This is a genomic window from Nostoc cf. commune SO-36, from assembly GCF_023734775.1.
GTDB lineage: Bacteria > Cyanobacteriota > Cyanobacteriia > Cyanobacteriales > Nostocaceae > Nostoc > Nostoc commune_A.
The window spans coordinates 1,916,352-1,936,769 of record NZ_AP025732.1 but is presented as its reverse complement, the minus strand read 5'-3'; the positions used below and the strand labels follow the sequence as shown (position 1 = coordinate 1,936,769).

The following is a 20,418-nucleotide window of genomic DNA, read 5'->3' as shown; positions in this document are numbered from 1 at the left end:
TGACAAATGACTCTTTTAAAATTCTGGTTTAATGCGATTAAGTTGAGAGAGCAAATATTGTGTCACGAGGGTGGGCTGTTCGGCTTGCATGAGCGATCGCACCACTGCTACACGTTCGGCTCCGGCATCGATCACATCATTGATATTATTGGCATCTATTCCCCCAATGGCAAACCAGGGAATTGAGCAATTTTTGGCAGCATAGCTGACGTATTCTAGCCCTGTTGCTACTTTACCTAGTTTCGTGGGAGTTTCATAAACTGGCCCCACGCCAATATAATCTACGCCTTCAGCAATTGCTGCTTGCATTTCTTCTTTATTTGTGGTAGAAAGACCTATTAAACGCTGTGAACCCAGTAATTGCCGAGCGATCGCAATAGGCATATCTTGTTGTCCCAGATGCACCCCATCGGCATCGACAGCTAAAGCTACATCTACGCGATCGTTAACAATGAACAAAGCACCGTAAATATGGCATAACTGCCGGAGTTTTCTTGCTTGTTCCAGACGCAAAGAATCATCAGCAGTTTTGTCGCGGTATTGTAAAAGCGTTAATCCCCCTTTGAGTGCAGCTTCGACATTGTTCAACAAAGTTTCATGTGGGGAAGTGACAAGATACAAATGCGATCGCCACAATAATTGATGGCGCTGATGACCCATTAAACTACTTTCTAGGGTATAAACCTGATAACGCATCTGCTTGCAAGCTTTAGCCATAGTTGGCTGGTAGAGCTTGCTGTATTCTTCCAACACCCTTAATGCTTCTTCTATCCGGCAAAAGTTAGCTTGCAATACCGATTTTATACTAGCTCGTTGTTCTTCCTGAGGATGGGTTAACTCTGTCCCAGGATCGCCTGGTGTATCTCGCGCTGCTCGTAATTCGGAGGTATGCCACTTGGCTACTTCTTGGCGCAAGCGCTTGCATTCAAGAGCCAACTGAGCATTATTCAACCCAAACCGACACCATTCCTCGATAATTCGCAAGCCTTCACGAGCGCGGTCTAAATTGGCATCTAAAATGCGGTAAACAACTTGCTGTATTTGCTCTTTTTGGCTGTATGGCTCGACCATTACAACAACCCCATTAGTGCTTTCATCGAAGTGTGAATTATCATAAATCCTAGTAACCATAGTTAATTAATTTGCTTTTTTTTACTAGATTTTTGCTGAATCTACGCAAAACAACGTATTAGTGAAGTTACAATAAATTATCCCATGTTCTTATAAGCAGTGATAAGGGTAGTTTGAGGCTACAGTTTTGCGCTAAGGTTAGTCAAGTATTTTTCGCTAAAGTACAAGCTTACAAAAGACTGGCAAGTGCGAATACATCAGAAAATTCACAATTAGACATCTCCGAAAATGAATGTAGAGACGTAGCAGTGCTACGTCTCTACAAGGATTCTGGATAACGCATATTTAATTTCTGGAGATGTCTATCGTAGAGACGTAGCATTGTTAGTCCTCTACAAGGGTTTTAGGTAACGCATATTTAAATTTCACTCCTATTTCTATTAGATACAGCAGATTGCACCAGGCGTGAGGTACAGATAATCGTAGGGGCACAACATATTGTGCCCCTACCTATGTACGTTGACGGTTCATGAGTTTTCAGTCAACAGTCAACGACTTTAAGTGGAATAATTTATTTTTTGGAGTTCCCTTGTGATAATTCTGTGAAGGTCAGTCCTAGAAACGTAAAACATAGCCTTTCTACATAATTAATGGGACTCTGGATGAATTAATTATTTAGGATGATAGCTTGCTGCCCTTGAGGCGAAGTTGCATAACCTAAGAAAGCTTGGACTCCAGGACTAGCAGAGTTTTTATAGACGTAAAATAGCTGCCGTTGATAAGGATAATTATTTGCATCGGGAGTCAATCCATCAATTGGAACAAATCGCACTGTTTGCTGATTGGCAACTTGTGCAAAAGTAGCATAGCCGATGCCATCAGTTCCCAAAGCTTGGAGTAGGGGAGTTGTGGCATCTCGTGGTAGTGTTGCGATGTTTGGTGTTGTGCCAAAATTAGCTTTCTTCAACACTATTTCCTGAAATGCTTGATGGGTTCCACTAATTGCCGGTCGATTAATGACTCGGATAGTCCCATTGCTACCACCAACTGCTGACCAGTTGTTAATTTTTCCCTGAAATATATCTGCTACTTGAGCGCTGGTTAATCCTTGATTGAAAGGATTTGCTTTGCCAACCACCAGCGCGATCGCATCATTTGTCACGGACACCGCCACTAATCCCTGACTCTGTTCTTGTGCAGTCAAGGGTCGAGATATCGCCGCAATATCCACTCTACCCGCTATCAGATCCGCGATACCATTTTGAGAACCATTAGCACTAGTTACAACACTCGTACCAGGAAACTGCCTCTCAAATGCTCTTTTGAGATTTTGGTTAATTGTCACCATGCTCGTAGAACCGTCTATTTTTACAGTAGTACCGCTTGGTAATGAACTTGGGGATGAAAAACTAGTAGAAGGTGTGTTGATTGGGGAAGTAATATTACCTGGTACTGCTTCCCGCTTGAAAAAGAACCAGTAACCACCACCGATTAAAGCTAGAAAAATCAGGATAAAAACAATTGGAGGAGGAGCGCTTTTTTGATTCATAACTTTTACTCTGATAATTTTTCAGTATTTGACTCAGTTAACATCTGCAAACGACGAGAAACTTCGTCATCTACAGTCATACGTTCTATTTCAGCTTGGAGTTTTTCAGTTGGGTTTTCAGATATTTCTGCTAAAGCGCCTGTTTTGAAATTTCGCCGTTCAACTGCACTTTTAGCTTTTTCAAAGTCACTTTTAGCCGAACCAATGTCAAATTCATTGTTGACTTTAGCAATCATTGCTAGTGCTTCATTTACCTCTGACATATCTTTCATATTTTGCATATCAGCCTTGTAGCTTTCTAACTTCATGCGTTCCCGATTCAGCTTATCTTTAGAAGCATTTACAGATGTTTCAGCCTGTTTGACCATTTCCTCTAGTTTTGGCAAAATCTGCTCTGTCTGGATTGCTTTGGTCATTGCCATTCGCGCTGCTTCTGCATTACCACTGCGTTGGGCAATATTTGCTTGCTGCTCCAAAGTCTGTAATTCTTTGATTTTTGCCTCGTATTTATTTTTGGCTGTTTTGTAAGAACCTTCTTGCATAGCAACAGCTACAGCTAGCTTTTGCACCGATTCTTGCATTGATTGCAATGATTCTTCAGCCACGGCTACAGCTACTTTCCCACCAGATTCTACTGGCATTCCCCATAGCCAATTCCAAGTACCAACTATGGTTCGTCCTGCTTTTTCACCCATTAACCAATACATCACTTTTTTCATATAGCAGACCTATCTCACTAAGATTGCTCGGAATCTGATACAGCAAGTTTTATGCTTGGACTCTTATTAAACTTACATCCACTATTTTTATTTTTATGAAATGGTGAGTATGAATTGCACTAAAACAATACCGGAAGTAAAAAAAGTCCAAGCTATAGAAATCAGTTAAGTATACGCAATTAAATATAAGATGTCATTGCGTTGGCGTAAGCCTTCCCGCAGGGTACGGAACGTTCGCGGTAGCGTCTCGTAGAGAAGTGAAGCGTGGCAATCTCAGTCTTTGCGATTGCAACTTTTAGAGACGCTCCGCGAACACTTCGTACTCTGCGGGAAGGCTTACGCCAACGCAATGACGAAATATAAGAGGTTTTTGGGTTTTAGTTTTACTTGGGGCGATCGCTGATAAATTTTCTCTAGCAAGAGTAATAAAAACTTTTTGATATCTACAACATTTAAAGGTAATAAGTGAATTAAAAATCAGGTAAACTCAAGCTGCAAAAGCTTTATTGTCTTTCAGGTAATTAACAGGCACAGCAGCTTGGGAGAATAATCCTTGTGGATGAACAACTGAAAAAACTGATTGATGATGTATGCTGCTACCCAGACCCCAGTCCAGAGAGGCAAAAAGCCTTAAATAGACTGCTTATGCTTATTCAACAACTCCCTGGCATTTATAAGTCAGGACACCAAGACTATTTAGAAGCCTTAAATCAAACTTGGGAATGGATGAGCCGGAAGATTTGCGAGTTTGAAGTGCGTTCACCAAGTGACTCCGTTCGCGTAGCGTCCCGAAGGGAAGGAGTATCGCCTTCCTTCCAACAAAGCCTAGTAACTTGGATTAATGGCTATCTTAAATGGCGCATTAAAGATTTGTATATAGCAGATAGTAATTATATCATAAGTTTAGACAGACTTACCCGTAACGATGAGGGTGACGAAACAACCCTACTAAATATCTTGCCAGACCGTCAGTCAGAAAGTATTTCTTTAGATTTGCTGGATATCAAAATTGCCCAAATCCAGGAAGTTGAGCGCCAATGCCTTGGTCAACGCATCTGGCAATATATTGAGCAAGATCAAGAAGGTAAATTAAAAGCCAGTCATCCGCGTAAAAATCCTGAATGCCATTGTCACTTATTGACAATGCGGTTACTTCTAAAACAACCACCTCATAAAATCGCTGATATTGCTAGAGAGTTAAATATAAGTAATCAAACTCTTTACTCCCACTGGAAGAAAAATTGCCTTCCCCTGTTAAAAGATATTGGTATGAATTTCGGATCTGACTAATGACCAACACACAATCATCTACTTTAAGCGTCCCTCTCCCCAAAAATGCCCACCGTTGGGCTGAGGAATTTGCCGCCCAGCAAGATAGTCTCCAAAAAGGCAAACAAGTTTATCTCAATACTCTAGCTGTTTATGCGGTTCACAGTTATCTCAAATGGCTAAATGTTGAGACAGCGCTGAATCAAGGCGATAGCTGGCATCGCAGTCTAAGGGCAATTTTTGATGTTGCTGACTTAGTATTGCCGGGGGTTGGTAAGCTTGAATGCCGTCCAGTGTTACCGGGTGAGGTTGCTATAGTCTTACCTGCAACCATTACACAAGACCGGATTGGTTATGTAGGAGTTCAGTTTAGTGAGCAATTAGATTATGTAGAATTGTTAGGATTTCTTCCGGCAAGGGAGATGACTGAATCACCAGCAATATTTGAAATAGTCCAACTGCAATCTTTTGATGCTCTGATTGAGATTATACATAAGCGGAGGCTATTAATAAATCTGCGTCAATGGGTTATGGGAATCTTCGAGTCACATTGGCAAGCCCCAGAGTTAGTATTTGCTAACAATTTTAGAAGCAGTAGTACAATGACTCGCCCTGCGACTAACTCTATCAGTCGGGCGAAAGTGATTGACTTGGTTCGGCAAGTACTCTTATTAGTGCAGTTAACACCCACAGATAGCGAAGTTTTTGATATTCGCCTACGAATTTATCCCGCCGACGATGCGATTCATTTACCCCCAGATTTACAACTGATTGTCTTAGATGCAGATGGAAACACTGGCATGGAAGTGCAAGCAAGAAATGCAGATGACTGGATGCAAGTAGAGTTTAGCTGCCAGCACGAGGAAAAATTCAGTGTCAAGATAGTGTTAGGGGAAACAAGCCTGATGGAAGAGTTTGTTGTTTAAAACAAACAAAAGGAGACAGTAATGGCGACCGTCAAGTTGAAACTAAGACGCAATTCACCAGATGGATTTCTGGTAATTTTAACAGCGAAAAGCTTGGATGAAGAAACAGAAGGGTTTTTACCTCCATTACCACTAAATTTAGAATCATCCTTTAATGAATGGCAGTCAGCATATCGCCAAATCGAGGCTGTGCGTTCTTGTGCTACCTTCCGTCTCACACCCAAAAGTGTCATAATTCATTCTCACGCGGCACACACTTTAGCAGTGAAAGACGAGCTAAATCAATGGTTAAATACTTACGATAGCAGGTGGGGGCCAATCCGGGATAGATTAATTGCGATCGCACAACAATTGCACCATGCAAATGATGAGATTCGTGTGATCATCGATGCCAAAGATATCGACTTGCGTCGCCTCCCTTGGCAAGAATGGAATTTATTTGAAGAACACTATCCCAATGCTGAAATTGCCCTAACTGCGCCCAAAAGTTTTAATCCGAAGATAAATAAGCTTGTTCCTAAAAGTATAAAAGTCAGAATTTTAGTTGCTGTTGGCAGGAGTGACGGCATTAATACAAAAGATGACTTAAAGGTAATTCAAGATTTAGAGACAGATGGGGTAGAAGTACACTGTTTAATTAAACCTAGCCGCAAGGAGTTGTGCGAAGCACTTTGGGATGAACAAGGCTACCATATTTTCGTTTTTACAGGACACAGTGGGAGTCAAGAAGATGGGCAGATTGGTTGGATTGAACTTAACGAGCAAGATAGTTTGACTATTGAAGAATTTAAAGAAGCTTTGAAACAAGCTATTGATAAAGGATTACAGTTAGCAATTTTTAATTCTTGTGATGGTTTGGGATTAGCTAACCAAATGGCCCAATTACATTTACCTCAAGTTATTGTCATGCGCGAACCCGTGCCTGATCCCGTAGCAGTAGATTTTTTAAGATATTTCTTCCAAGAATTTACTCATAATAATAAGTCACTGTTTACTTCTGTTAAAAAAGCGCGAAAACGCCTAGAACATTTTAAGTCTGATTATCCAGGTGCAATTTGGTTGCCAACAATTTGTATTGAAGCCAATGTTGAACCGTTGACTTGGCAAGGATTGCGCGAAAGTTCTCCGCCAAAGGTAACTCCCATCAAGCTAGAGGATTCAACTTATAAACCAAAGAAAAATATCAAACCGTGGTTATTAATTGGTTTGGTGGGCGTGATTGTCAGTAGTGGTGTAGGCTATTTAGTTGGGACAAAAGACAATTTATTTGGGACAAAAGCCAATTTAGTTGAGACAAAAATCAACTCCAATTTTAGTTCCGTAACTGCCCCCGAAGGAACATGGTTTTATGGTGGTAGCACATCTTGGGCAACAGTTCGGCAATATGTAGATCCGGAAATCAAAAAAGCCCATCCGCAGTTTGAATTACGCTATACCGATGCGATTAATGCTACACCAGGTTCAGGTACGGGAATTCGGATGTTATTGGAAGGACAACTGACCTTTTCTCAATCCTCCCGCCCGATCGCAGACAGAGAGTTTCAACAAGCTCAACAACGGGGATTTAGCCTCAAACAAATTCCAGTGGTTTTAGAAGGATTAGCGATCGCTGTTCACCCCGATCTGCAAATTCCAGGGCTAACCTTAGGACAAATTAAAGATATTTACACTGGTAAAATAACTAACTGGAATCAGGTTGGCGGGGCTAACCTAAAAATTACTGCATACTCCCGTCGCTTTGAAGATGGAGGCACTGTAGAGTTCTTTGCTAACAACGTCCTCAGTGGAGAGAAAATTGGAAGTAATGTAGTATACGTCTACGACACAACCGATGGACTGAGAAAATTAGCAAGCGATCGCGGTGGCATTTACTACGCTTCGGCTCCTGAAGTCGTCCCCCAATGTAAGATTAAGGCACTGCCAATCGCCAGACAAGGGTACAGTTTTGTCACTCCTTACATCAAACCTTTGATTAAACCAGCTCAATGTCCAAATCAACGCAATAAGTTAAACATTGATGCTTTCAAAACAGGTGAGTATCCAATTACACGTCAGATGTTTGTCATAATCAGGCAGAATAATGGCAGTCTAGAACAAAAAGCGGGCGAGGCATACGCCAATATGCTATTAACAAATCAGGGACAAAAACTGATGAATGAAGCTGGATTTGTGCGTATCCGTTAAGGGAGTTCCAAGTAAAAAAATATTCCATTGCTATTGTTCACTGTTGACCAATTCTTCCTTGATGGTACAAGCCCCTAAATTCATTTATGGATAGATAAGTTTTAAACAATGCAGGGTTCAAGCCCCCGGATAAATCCTGGGGCATTAATTGCGAATTGCGAATTGCGAATTGCGAATTGTGTTGACGGTTCATGAGTTTTCAGTCAACAGTCAACGACTTTAAGTGGAATAATTTTTTGGAGTTCCCTAAGTGTTTATATATAGTTTTAACTGATATATTCTAATTTTTTTTTGAGGTCAAACAAAAGGAGACAGCAATAGCGATCGTCAACCTGAAACTCTACATATAATATTTAGTTGTAAAAGTTACATTATATTTTCTTACAACTGATTCAGAATTTACTTAAAGTTTTTAAATAGGATTGCTACATCCTGCCATAGCTTTTTACATACCCTATTTATGCTAAAAAGCCAATCCCCTAACCGAAGTATTTCTTTGGAAGTACATTTTGTATTTCAGCTAACAAAAAAAGTTTGCTTTTTATTAATAAATAAAAAAGCTCCTATCCTTAATCATAAATATCCCTGACGGGGGGATTGTAAGTTATTAAATATTATGGTTCTAATTATTTAACACCTGATTTAGGAAAATTTATATGCTGATCAAAAGATGGAAAGAGTTGCTATTAGCAGTGGCAATGTTACCTTTGTTTATCCAACCAGCTTCAGCACATATTATTTGGTTTGACTATGAAAATGGAGAATATAACCTCTTGTTTGGTCATCCAGAAGACGGGCCTGAACCTTACCAGACATCTAAATTTCAGCAAGCTACAGCTTATGATTCTAATAGACAAATACTTCCGTTTGATATCAATCAGAAAAAAGATGGGCTATCTCTAACTTCTAATAGTGAAATCGCTGCATTAACTGGCTTTTTTGATAATGGCTATTATGCTAGGATAGGCGATGCATATCAAAGTATTTCCGAGCAAGAAATTGGACAATATCAAGATGTAGGTCATTATCTTAAGTATACTAAAGCTCTTTATGATTGGTCTGACACTTTGGCTCAACCATTCAACTTACCTTTAGAAATCATCGCATTACAGAATCCTCTTACAGTCAAACCAGGAGAAAACTTGAAAGTTCAAGTTCTTTATCAAGGAAAACAAATTCCAGATGTGACAGTAGAATACTTGGGCAAAAAGTTAACAGGTGATCAAAATGGTACTTATTTAGTTCCTATTGGTGATAAAGGATTACAACAAATAGAAGCTAGTTACACAATTGCTTCAGCCACCAACCTTAGTATTTCTTACGAAACTGGCTTTACAGCACAAAAAACTTCTGTACCTGACCCATCAGCATTACTTGGTCTTAGCGTAGTTGGATTACTGGGATTATACAAAAAAAGGTTTTTCGCCTAAAGCTTAATAACAAATTAGTCTCAATACGGTTCAGTTAAGCCAGAAAAATAAATTTGCGTAGCGACTGTCTTGAAAGTCATTTAGTATTACCCAACAAAGCCTTGATAATGTTGGGTTTCGTTCCTCAAGCCGACCTACTATTTTTCTTAACTGAATGAACTGTATTGCCTCACACACTTGAACTTATTTGGAAGTCCTTTATGAGTTTGTCGGATTTACCTAATCTCTGGGTTCCTCTAGCACTTTTAGGCTTAATTTTTATAGCTGCTGTATTTTTCAGCCGCAGCAATTGATATAGCTAAGAAAGTGATCTAATACCAATTTAATGTGAAGTTGCACATATCTTTATCCAGCCCTCTCAATATTGACAAATAACATATTTTATGGTTTTGCTTTACGGAATGGCATCAAGAGTGGCTTTGTATTGCTTGAGCTTTCGAGTAGTGGAACAGTGGGGATGTTTGCCATCAACGGAGAGTGGTGGTCGCTTCTTTTTGGGACTTCTGGGATGCTTACGAAAGGATTTGAGATGTACTTTGGTTGCTAGATGTTGGAGAACGTCTACCATTTGAATGTCGGTAAAATCCTCAAAACATTGCCAATGTTGCGGAGGAATCGCAATCATCATGCCCCGATAGATGCCGTGAATGTCATCTACCAAGTAAAAATCCGATAGCCCAGCGTCGATTTTGTCTACCCCATGTACACTGCCAAGAACTGCTTTAATTGTCGCTAAAAGGTTGTAGGCTGACAGTGCCATACAATAGGAGAATAAGGCAGCTTTAGGATAAGCTAAGGTTTCAATCTCTCCGTGAAAGTTTTGGGTCACGGTTTGGAATAAAGTTTCCACACTCCATCGCCCTTGATAGAGTTCTGCCACCAGAACACCGTCGGCGTTAGTGGGTGGTAAGTTGGTGAAAATGGCAATTTCCCACTCTTGGTCACGGGTGGGACGAGTTAACTTGATGACAATACGGCGACACTGAAAAGTCCCTCCCTCATGGACAATTTCCACCTTTTGTTCAAACACAGTTCCTGCTTGGCACAACCCAACAGGTTGTAACTCACCAACAGGCTCGTATCCTAAACCCCCATGTTGACGAATCACAAAAAACGCTCCCAGTTTCGCAATAGTATGGAGAAATCCTGCGGTACAAAAGTTGCGGTCTGCAATCCATACCTGTTGGGGTTGCACTTGTGCCAAAACCTGATGAAACTTGGAGCGTTCTTGGGAATGACCGTCTTCACAGGGAATCACATCAACCACTAGTTTTGTCCCTGGGTCGAGAATGGCAATTGTTTTTCCGGGTAATGGTTTGGCTGCATGAGGGCGCAGTGCTGCTAGTCGGCGTTCGGTTCCGGCTAAACAACTGCCATCTACAATCCGCAGCCGATATTGTTTTCCTAAAGGACTGGGGCGTTCCACATTCAATAGGTGGAGCAACTCCTGGAGATCGGATGCTGTCTCATGGACTAATGCTCGACTTACAGGAAGTTCAATCCGTTGCAGTTTGTTGTATAACGCTGTTGCACTGACACTTACCTCCACTGCCTTCTTCTGATAGGCTGCATGAACCGATGGATACATCCCACACACCACCAAACTCATCAAATCCACCAGACTCGAAAACAGTAACTCTTGAGAGTATTGACGAACGCTTGCAGTCTCAAAAATCTGATTCATCCGCCAGGAGTTAAAAATGTTCTCCATCAGGACTCGCATCATTACACTCACGGGGCTGGCTTCTACAAAAGCATCAAATACGGGAGATAGCATAAGCGCTTCAGTGCTGTTTTAGTCTTACCTTCTTAGAAAACTCACATAGTGTACTATTTGTCAATATTGAAAGGGCTGATACGTGAGCATATTTTTGCAAACCTTAGCAGTGATGGCATTATCTAGACACATAGATCATTCTTTTTGTCAACGCGTAAGTCCTAGTGTATTATAAAAATCTTAATTTTTAGTTAGTCCACGGAGGTGGACTTTGTTTGTGTAGCAGTGAATTCTATTCGCCTAATATTTTGCTGAACAATGAGAGAATAAGTAATAACCACAGCTATATATGAACTTTCGTGAAGAGTTTAAACTGCTGCTACGTGCCCGCTACCCCTTGATTTATATTCCCACTTATGAAGAAGAACGGGTAGAAGCAGCTATCCGGGAAGAAGCAACCAACCAGGGTAATCGCCCAGTGTATACTTGGGATTTTGTCGATGGCTACCAGGGGAACCCCAATGATGTGGGGTTTGGGCGACGTAACCCATTGCAAGCTTTAGAATTTATCGAAAAATTACCAGCTTCCGCACCTGCGGTATTGATTTTACGAGATTATCATCGCTTTTTAGATGATGTTGCGATCGCACGCAAACTCCGCAACCTATCACGACTCCTCAAGTCGCAACCAAAAAATATTGTCCTACTATCACCACGTATCGCCATCCCTGACGATTTAACCGAAGTTTTGACAGTCGTGGAGTTTCCCTTACCTGCCGCCGCAGAAATTAAAACTGAGGTGGAACGCTTGCTACAAAGTACTGGTAACTCACTTTCTGGCAAAGTTTTAGATGATTTGGTGCTATCTTGTCAAGGACTTTCGATGGAACGGATTCGGCGGGTTTTGGCAAAGGCGATCGCTACCCACGGAGAATTGCGACCAGAAGACGTGGATCTCGTTTTGGAAGAAAAGCGCCAAACTATCCGCCAAACCCAAATTTTGGACTTCTACCCCGCCACGGAGCAAATTTCTGATATCGGCGGACTGGATAACTTGAAAGACTGGCTAATTCGTCGGGGAGGCTCATTTACTGATAAGGCGCGACAGTACGGATTACCGCACCCCCGTGGTTTAATGTTGGTGGGTATTCAAGGAACTGGTAAATCGTTAACAGCAAAAGCGATCGCTCATCACTGGCATTTACCCTTGCTACGTCTGGATGTGGGAAGGTTATTTGGTGGTTTGGTGGGTGAATCAGAATCTCGGACTCGGCAAATGATCCAAGTAGCTGAAGCCCTTGCCCCCTGTATTTTGTGGATTGATGAAATAGATAAAGCCTTTGCTGGACTTGGTAGCAAAGGTGATGCCGGAACAGCCAGCCGTGTGTTTGGTACTTTTATTACTTGGCTAGCTGAAAAAAGCTCACCCGTATTTGTCGTCGCCACCGCTAACGACATCCAAGCTTTACCGCCAGAAATGTTGCGTAAGGGGCGATTTGATGAAATTTTCTTTGTGGGATTGCCTACCCAAGAAGAGAGAAAAGCAATTTATGATGTTCATTTATCCCGACTGCGCCCCCATAACTTGAAAAGTTATGACATCGACAGATTAGCTTATGAGACACCCGATTTTTCTGGGGCAGAGATTGAGCAAACTTTAATTGAAGCGATGCATATTGGATTTAGCCAAAATCGAGACTTTGCTAATGACGACATTTTAGAAGCAGCCAGTCAGATCATCCCCTTGGCGCGAACTGCCGTAGAGCAAATTCAGCAACTCCAAGAATGGGCTGCTGCGGGGAGAGCGCGTTTAGCATCTAAACACAGTCCTTTGAGCGATCGCCTCCGGCGCAGTACGTGAAGGCATTAGACAAAGTAGAGATGTAGCATTGCTACGTCTCTACAAGGGTTATGAATAACGCATATTTAAATTCGGTTGATGTCTATTCAGCAGTAGCTACAATAATTAGTTAGTCAAAAATCCATAGTCAATAGTTAATGATGAATTATTATGGACTATTGATTTCTTATACACAATAAGGTTACTTGTTTCTCTACTCTTAACCCTGGAGAGCCAGTTTAACGCTACTCCCCTCAATGGGGAAAATACGGAGATGACTGGTTCCCCTTCACCCTTAACTGTCGAACTAAAATACGCTCGTTCCTTGCTATCGCAAATCTAAAATCCAAAATTGTTTGATTCTTGATAATCAGGTTTTAATTATGTTGTCTGGCTTAACAAAGTTTATACTGGGGTTTTTCTTAGCGATCGCTGTGTTAATAGGTGGCGGCGCTGCAATTGCACTCTATTTCATGAATCGCACTGGCATACCTCCTGCCAAACCCGTTTATTCCAATGATAGCCCCTCGGTGAAAGCTCAAGCTCCAAAAGCAACCGAGCCTGGAGGAACTAAAACCACCCTTACACCTGGGGCAAATACTAAATCTTCTCCAAGCTCAACCTCTACTCCGACAGTATCGCCTAAAGCTACCCCATCAACAAAGCCGTTACCATCGGGAGCTTATCGAGGACGTGTTAATTGGGCTGAAGGCTTGAGTTTGCGAGCAAAACCAAATCAAGAAGCTGAACGTATTGGTGGGGTAGGTTTTAATCAAAAAATTATTATTTTGGAAGAAAGCGAGGATAAAGCGTGGCAAAAGATTCGTTTGGAAGGTAGTGAACAAGAAGGTTGGGTAAAAGCAGGTAATACTGAAAAAGTTGATGAAAAACCAGAGGATACAGAGCAACCACAGCAAGAACAATAACAATCGAGATGCAAGGCAGGCTGCTAATAGCCAGCATCCGTTATTTTCTTGATAAAATGTCCCTAAATTTACAACTTTTATAGACAAAAACCCATCAAATTCAAAGGTACTGGGTATTACTCTTCCCCAGTCCCCAATTTCCGTTACTATTAGGACTAGTCAATTCCTTGTAAAGAATCATACGAGAATTTATTATCACACAGAGAAAGTGGTATACTTTTTTGTAGCCATAACAACTTGAATAAAGCAAGTGAAAACAGGGGTAGATAGCTATTTAACCAAGCTCGCCTCAGTCTGCGAGACATCCGAAAGTATCAAGGTTGTTCCTACCGTAGCTGATTTCAAATTTTTGAATTGGAAAAAGTTATCTAGCGGTGCGGCGATGCGTCTTCTGTCTCTGGCACTGATTACGGGGCTTCTGAGTATAGCTGGGCAAGCTTTAGCACTTCAGAAAATAGGAAGTACTGGGCCTGAAGTTAGCAGTAGCCAGAGGTGTTTAAAAAAATTAGGCTACTTTAACGGCCCGGTGACAGGTAAGTTTGCTAGCTTGACTCAAAATGCTGTGATCAAATTCCAGCAAGCCAATAGAATAAGTGCTGATGGAGTCGTAGGTGCTACTACTCAACGAGCCTTGCAACGAACATGTCAAGGTATATCCAGGAGCATCTCACCGCAGGCATCACCTGTTGGCCAGTACCCTACTCTTTCTCAAGGCAAAACTGGTGCAGCCGTCACCAGATTGCAACAGCGTCTACGGCAATTAGGCTACTTTGATCCTAATCCCACTGGAAATTTTGGACGAATTACTAAAGATGCTGTAATTGCATTCCAGCGAAATTATCGCATACCTGCTACCGGGATTGTGAATCGACAAACTTGGAATGCATTAATGGGTTCCTCTCCGACTTCAGCAAGTTCACGTCTCTCTACTCAACAAGTGAGAGAACTACAAGTGCGTTTGCGACAGCTAGGTTATTTAGATGCTGATGCCACTGGGAATATTGGCCCAATGACTAGAGAAGCTGTAATTGCATTCCAGCGAAATTATGGCCTACCTATTGATGGCATCGCCAATGCTCAAGTTTTGGACTCAGTGCGTAGAGCCTCCACAGGTGGTACTCCACAATCAGGCAGAGATTATCTAACTGTAGGCGATCAGGGAGAGAATGTCAGATTAGTTCAAGAGCGTTTGTGGCAGTTGGGTTTCTCTAATACCAATCCTGATGGCTTTTTCAATGATTACACCAGACAATCTGTAATTGCATTCCAACAATCTTCTCGATTGAATTCTAATGGAAATGTAGATCGGCAAACTTGGGAAGCTTTAGGGTTGAATAACTCAAGTGGGGGGAATTATATTCAGAATACTCGCTATGTATTGCCTCCTAATAATGAGTATGTAGTACCTGTTGCCAATGGCAATACATTAGTTGCTAATAATCCTTACAGAGTAATAATTCCAATTTCCAATAATGATACTCTGAGCAGAGTGCAACAATATATACCCGAAGCTATCACAGAGCAATCCAATCTAGGGGATTATGTGAATGCTGGAGCATTTAGCGATCGCGCACAAGCAGAAACACTAACGAAAAAGCTTCGCTCATTAGGTCTTGATGCACGCGTTAAATTTAATTAAATTGACAAACTCAACTGCGAACCTTCCTGAGTTTTATTCACCTCAATCCGGGCTTGGAAAGCTTCTTTGAGGTGGGGCATGTGGGTGACAGTGAGGATGCAGGCGAAATCGGAGGAGATGGCATTAATCGCGGCAATCAAGCGATCGCATCCTTCCGCATCTTGTGTACCAAAACCTTCATCCACAATCAACAATTGCAACGCCGCCCCCGCCCGTTGCGCTAATAATTTCGCCAGTGCCAAACGGATGGCAAAGTTAATTCTAAAGGCTTCTCCACCAGAGTAAGTTTCATAAGATCGCGTTCCTCTAGAATCGGCGATTAAAATATCTAGGGTGTCTATCAGCTTGGCATTTTTCTTGGTTGATTTAGCACTGCGCCCAGCTTTTTGAGTAATAAATTGTACATGAAACTGATTACCACTCAACCGCGAAAGTAGTTGATTTGTCTCAGCTTCCAGTTGAGGCAACACATTCTCAATCATCAATGCTTGGATACCATTTTTACCAAAAGCTTGCGCTAATTCCTGATAAACTCGATATTCCTGCTTGCAAGATTGTAATTGCTGCTGCTGTTGTTCATATTGAACTTGCAGTGTTTCCAGTTGATGCGCCAGCTGTTCTAAACGCCCTAACTTGGCAATTTGCTCATCAAGTTGCCGTCTGCGGATTGCTAACTGCTGCTCTAAAGCTTGAATTTGGGCAGATGGGTTAGCTGTTGCTTGTAATTGCTGGATAATACTTTCGATTTGTCCACCGAGTTTTTGCCGCTCGGTTAATCTGGCGCTTCTAGACTCCTCTAACTCTTGCAATCTTGTCTGGAGTTGCGGATACTGCTGCTGGGCTGATAGCAGTTGTTGATACCGCAAATGCCAAGATTGAGCTTTCTTTGCAGCCATACGCAGATTGTTGTGCTGCTCGGAACTGTAGCCAATTTCAGTAATGTGACGCTCAAGAGCCGCGATTTGTTTAGCACATTCAGAATCAATCTGATCTTGCTGGATTCTGGCTTGTAATTGAGCAATTTGGGATTGTAATTCTGGTTTTCGGGCTAATAGTTGCGCTTGTCGCTTAGTTGCATCTTTAATTTGCCCTTGTTTAATTTCTGCCCATCGCCACCGCTCAACTTCACTCCGAGCGAGGGCGTGGTCTTGTTCATTATAATTAACTTGTTGCAGATATTGGTCTAGCTGCCGGAGTTCGGCTTGTTTATCGGGAGCGTAATCACCAGCTTGAAGCGATCGCTCTAAATGCTGTTTTTCAGCAGCAATTTGTTGTAACTGTTGTTGCACATCAGTTGTCGCTTCTAACTGTGCTGCCAACTGTCCCCGTTGTTCGCGTAAACCATCATATCCTGCTAATTGTTGGGAAATTTCCCGATATTCCTGCCTAAGTACCTGGATTTCTCTGTCAGACACAGCCATTTGTTCCCGCACTACCCAAAACTGCCCTTGAGTATCCTCTAACTCAGCCTGGGTTTTTTCCACCACTCGACTCCAGTGATGTTCGTCTAGTGGACGCTCACATAATGGACAAAGTGCTTCAGGATTTTGAAGCATAAGCAATTTTTGCTCTAATTCTCCCAGCAGTTTTTCATAGTCCCGTTGATGAGCTTGTAGACGTTCGATAAAGTGCCGCCTTTCTTGCCCTTTTTCCTGCACTCGTTGTAGATAAACCCGCTTTTTCTCCAGTTCCTCAATTTGGATTGCCACATCCATCACCGCTTGTTGCAGTTGCGGTTGGCGGCGGTGCTGGCGTTGCAATTGGTTTTCAGTACTTTGGAGTTGTTCGAGCCGCGCTACTAAACCAGCATGAGTGCGATCGAGTTGGCTTTGTAAAGTTGCTCGTTGTTGCAACAAGGGAGTCACTTGCATTTGCAGTTGATCTAAACGAGCAACATGGTGACGGGCTGCGGCTAGTTGTGACAAAGCCGCTTCTACTTCACCTGATTTAGTCAGAGTTTGCTGAATGTCTCGCTCTTGTTGCTGCAAAGCTTCTAGCTGCGCTTGGGCTTGTTGCAGTTGCCGTTCGATTTCGTGAATTTGTTTGGTAAGTTGTTGTTGCTTTTGTTGACGATTCTGCCCAGCGCGGGTGTGTTCTTCAAATTTGACAGCAAAAGCTTCTTCTTGAGATTGTAAACTTTGATATTGGGCGTATCCAGCTTTAATCTCAGCTTCTTGGTGTAATATTTTTTCTAAATCTGATAGCTGAGAGCCAATAGCTGATTGTTCTTGTTGGAGGCGATCGCAATCTTGGGTAAGATTTTGGTATTGCTGCTTTACAAAATTAAGTTGTTGTTCCCAATTTTGGCGCTGGTGCTGGACAACTTGCAAACTTTGTAATTCAATATTATCAAAGGCTTGCACCTGTTGCAGTTGGTTGAGTTCGGCTTCTAACTCTACTCTTTGCGCTTGCGTTGTCTCGCGTTGTTGCAGCTGAATTTTTATCGACTCTAAAGAACGCTCTAACTCTACTGCTCTTGCTTTGAATTGACGAGAAGATTCTTTTGCTCGTTCTTCCAAATCATCATACTGATTGAGTTTTAACAACTCCGCTAAAATTTCTTTGCGTTCCGTGGGACGCTTGAGCATGAATTCATCTGCACGACCTTGACGTAAGTAGGCAGAATTAATAAATGTATCATAATCAAGCTTGATGTGTTCTAAAATCAAATCCTGTGTCGCTCTTACCCCTTTGCCAGTGAGTGAGCGAAACCCAGATGGGATTTCTATTTGAAATTCAAGAACGCTAGTACCTCCCCGAATTCGAGTACGAATCACCCGATATTTTTGCTGGTTACTTTGGAAAGTAAAATCAACCCGAACTTCTTTCGCACCAGAATAGATCACATCATCTTCAGCAGTGGCACGGCTTTCACCCCAAATAGCCCAAGTGATTGCTTCTAAAAGGGAGGATTTACCCGCACCATTGGAACCACAAATACAAGCCGTATGCAAACCGCCAAAATCTAAAGTTGCATTACGGTAACTGAGAAAGTTTTTGAGGATGAGTTGTACTGGGATCATTCACGCTATAGCGCCACATCTACTTTTAATAATTAACAGTACAGATGCACTGTTTGTTAGTTTAGCTATCTAGATATCAGGTTTCTAGTCTTGAAGACATCAATTTTACAAAAATTAACAATATGATGAGTCAATTTTTACTTGTTGTGTGAAAAACTTTTACTGTCTTCGGATAAAAATAAAACTCATCTGGAGACTTTTGTTATTTCTTTTCGTTGAGTGAGAAGAAAACATTCTTATTTAATTTGTGAGAATTCAAAGTTACAGATCCCTGACTTATCAGAGAAGTCGGGGATCTTTATTGTCGAATTTGTCATTGGCTAATTGCGATCGCTTAACCTTGACCGAGGTATCAACAATTCAATATATGTACTGATAGAAAATTTTCAGAAAATAAATTTTATTTTTTAGCTTGTCGGATACTTGCGTAAACTTGTTGTCCAATCTGCCAAAACTCTGGGAGAAATGTGTTTACCCCGCTCCTTGATTAATGAATCAGCCATTGCCGTCACCTCTATCACTGTTTTGTGTCCTGTCTCTACCATCTCAGTCAATAATCGCAGTGTTCTAGTGTAGGTAACACCGTATGCCTTGCAGGTTTCAACAACTAGCCCGTCATCACTAGCACAAATCAGCAATTGATGACGAGCAATGGCAATCGTAGATCGATCCGCGACACTCAAAAGGGGCGCTCTAACGTTAAATTCTAGAAAACTAACAAACATTTCTTCTGTGGAAAGAGTCAGAGGTGTTAAGTATTGGTTAGCAGCCTGGCGAGTTGGGGGTTCCAGTTGATCTGAGTCTAGAAGTTCCTGGGCAATGTACAACGGGCTGTAGTGCTGTTTTAGCCACCCCCACTCGTTCAGCCAGCGAAAATCAATGAGTGCTGTTGCGTCAAGAATTGTTCCGTTAAGCGACTGCATAAACCTCATTTTCTTGACGAAGCACCCGCAGGTTTTCAACAGTTAAGTTGAGAAGTTCTGCTGCTTTCATCTCTGAAATCTTGCCCAATTTTAAAGACTGCCAAATTAGAAATTCATAACGTTCATTTTCTGGATAATCATCCACAGGTAGTGCTGGTGGTAATTCCATTGAGTTTTGCAAAGATGCACCATCATGTTGCTTTTTATAAATTGCACATATTTTGACTTTCTCTTTAGCAAAATCAATGATTTTCATTTCTGCTAAACGATTCAAGATGAATAGGTAACTCACCCGAAAATGCCGTTTCAGTTTGACAATATCTTGGGTAAGTGTGTACATCCGCTCAAATTCAGCTTGAGGCACAAGTAGATGACTAGCAAAGTAATCAGCTACCTTTTCTCGTGCTTTTTCTTCTTCTTTGGTTCCTTCTTCAATCAGGGTGTCTTGGTACTCTACACGGTGAAAGATTAGGTGTCCAATCTCATGTGCAAGGGTAAACAATTGACGTTCAATGGTGATGTTATGGGTATTTACCAAAACAAAAGCACCTTCAATATCACTACAAGCACTCAGACCAAAGAAACCTTTAATGGGAACGGAGGAGCGTAAAACTTTTAAACCGATTTCTTCTACAGACTGAAACAGGTTGGCAATGGGAGCGTCTCCCAAGCCAAGGCGATGACGAAACAAAGAAGCTATTGTCTGAATGTGCTTTTCATTGCCTTCTACTTGATGGCAAGGTGTACTTTCTGGGGTGTAGGTTGATAAGCCAACGGCTTGTTCTAGGGCGTTATAAGTTTGCAGCATTCGTAGCACTTGGGCTGCAAATTGGGCATTTTTGTCAAAGGAAACATGAGCGCGGAACCGGAAGTTGGGTAGTCCAACACCAAGTGAGCGTAGCAAGTCATCGAGTGTAATGCCCAAAACACTCGCCAGAGCAGAGAGGATTTTGCTGTCTGGTAAAGTTTTGGCGTTCTCGTAGTTATTGATGCTCTGGCGAGTTACCCCAGCTTGTTCTGCAAGTTGCTCTTGAGACAAGCCCAGACTTTTACGGTAGCGGTTCAGGTTCGCAGCAATGATCTCTTTCATAGCTGATTCTTGAGAGCGATCGCTATAGGTGTCAAAGTTGTTGATACTACTTTCTTTAATTATAACAGAAAATGTCAAAGCGCTTTTACATGAGTCTTAAGGAGGTGATAAA

14 protein-coding genes are annotated in these 20,418 nt (G+C 41.8%); 7 read left to right on the top strand and 7 right to left on the bottom strand.

Annotated features, from left to right (window positions below):
• Positions 1-15: 15 nt before the first annotated feature.
• The 3 genes from ANSO36C_RS08490 to ANSO36C_RS08480 all read right to left on the bottom strand — a co-directional run bounded on the left by ANSO36C_RS08490 (position 16) and on the right by ANSO36C_RS08480 (position 3,339).
• Positions 16-1,131, bottom strand: a complete 1,116-nt coding sequence (locus ANSO36C_RS08490) for a thiamine phosphate synthase (RefSeq protein WP_251959171.1) — start codon at positions 1,129-1,131, stop codon at positions 16-18.
• Between the two features lie 607 nt (positions 1,132-1,738).
• The gene (locus ANSO36C_RS08485) at positions 1,739-2,620 is read right to left on the bottom strand and encodes a phosphate ABC transporter substrate-binding protein (RefSeq protein WP_251959170.1); all 882 of its coding nucleotides are present in this window, start codon (positions 2,618-2,620) and stop codon (positions 1,739-1,741) included.
• Positions 2,621-2,625: 5 nt separating this feature from the next.
• Positions 2,626-3,339: a PspA/IM30 family protein gene (locus tag ANSO36C_RS08480; protein ID WP_251959169.1), complete on the bottom strand. Its 714-nt coding sequence runs from the start codon at positions 3,337-3,339 to the stop codon at positions 2,626-2,628.
• A gap of 555 nt (positions 3,340-3,894) precedes the next feature.
• On the opposite strand from ANSO36C_RS08480, the gene ANSO36C_RS08475 reads away from it, so the two are divergent.
• The 4 genes from ANSO36C_RS08475 (at position 3,895) to ANSO36C_RS08460 (ending at position 9,148) form a co-directional block, all read left to right on the top strand.
• Entirely contained in the window at positions 3,895-4,629 is a 735-nt protein-coding gene (locus ANSO36C_RS08475) for a helix-turn-helix domain-containing protein (RefSeq protein ID WP_251959168.1), read from the top strand.
• Complete coding sequence (locus ANSO36C_RS08470) at positions 4,629-5,534, top strand: DUF1822 family protein (RefSeq protein WP_251959167.1); 906 nt, start codon at positions 4,629-4,631, stop codon at positions 5,532-5,534. Before ANSO36C_RS08475 ends, ANSO36C_RS08470 begins: the two co-directional genes overlap by 1 nt.
• Positions 5,535-5,555: 21 nt before the next feature.
• A complete protein-coding gene (locus ANSO36C_RS08465) occupies positions 5,556-7,718 on the top strand; it encodes a substrate-binding domain-containing protein (RefSeq protein ID WP_251959166.1) in 2,163 nt (720 codons plus the stop codon).
• A 656-nt stretch (positions 7,719-8,374) separates the two neighbouring features.
• On the top strand, positions 8,375-9,148 hold the full coding sequence (locus ANSO36C_RS08460; protein WP_251959165.1) for a DUF4198 domain-containing protein: 774 nt from the start codon (positions 8,375-8,377) through the stop codon (positions 9,146-9,148).
• A gap of 394 nt (positions 9,149-9,542) precedes the next feature.
• On the opposite strand, the gene ANSO36C_RS08455 is transcribed toward ANSO36C_RS08460, so the two are convergent.
• The gene (locus tag ANSO36C_RS08455) at positions 9,543-10,925 is read right to left on the bottom strand and encodes a transposase (RefSeq protein WP_251959164.1); all 1,383 of its coding nucleotides are present in this window, start codon (positions 10,923-10,925) and stop codon (positions 9,543-9,545) included.
• 289 nt (positions 10,926-11,214) lie between these two features.
• On the opposite strand from ANSO36C_RS08455, the gene ANSO36C_RS08450 reads away from it, so the two are divergent.
• From ANSO36C_RS08450 to ANSO36C_RS08440, 3 genes are all read left to right on the top strand, one after another.
• The gene (locus ANSO36C_RS08450) at positions 11,215-12,726 is read left to right on the top strand and encodes an AAA family ATPase (protein WP_251959163.1); all 1,512 of its coding nucleotides are present in this window, start codon (positions 11,215-11,217) and stop codon (positions 12,724-12,726) included.
• A gap of 362 nt (positions 12,727-13,088) precedes the next feature.
• Positions 13,089-13,631 (top strand): SH3 domain-containing protein, encoded by a 543-nt coding sequence (locus ANSO36C_RS08445; RefSeq protein WP_251959162.1) that lies wholly within the window; start codon positions 13,089-13,091, stop codon positions 13,629-13,631.
• Positions 13,632-13,881: 250 nt separating this feature from the next.
• A complete protein-coding gene (locus ANSO36C_RS08440) occupies positions 13,882-15,270 on the top strand; it encodes a peptidoglycan-binding protein (protein WP_251959161.1) in 1,389 nt (462 codons plus the stop codon).
• Here ANSO36C_RS08440 and sbcC read toward each other — a convergent pair.
• The 3 genes from sbcC to ANSO36C_RS08425 all read right to left on the bottom strand — a co-directional run bounded on the left by sbcC (position 15,267) and on the right by ANSO36C_RS08425 (position 20,384).
• Entirely contained in the window at positions 15,267-18,293 is a 3,027-nt protein-coding gene (gene sbcC, locus ANSO36C_RS08435) for an exonuclease subunit SbcC (RefSeq protein WP_251959160.1), read from the bottom strand. The two genes, ANSO36C_RS08440 and sbcC, sit on opposite strands and share 4 nt — an antisense overlap.
• A gap of 407 nt (positions 18,294-18,700) precedes the next feature.
• On the bottom strand, positions 18,701-19,216 hold the full coding sequence (locus ANSO36C_RS08430) for a hypothetical protein (protein ID WP_251959159.1): 516 nt from the start codon (positions 19,214-19,216) through the stop codon (positions 18,701-18,703).
• Positions 19,203-20,384 carry an XRE family transcriptional regulator gene (locus tag ANSO36C_RS08425; protein ID WP_251959158.1) on the bottom strand — a complete coding sequence of 394 codons (1,182 nt, stop codon included), beginning with the start codon at positions 20,382-20,384 and terminating at the stop codon, positions 19,203-19,205. Before ANSO36C_RS08425 ends, ANSO36C_RS08430 begins: the two co-directional genes overlap by 14 nt.
• Positions 20,385-20,418: the final 34 nt, after the last annotated feature.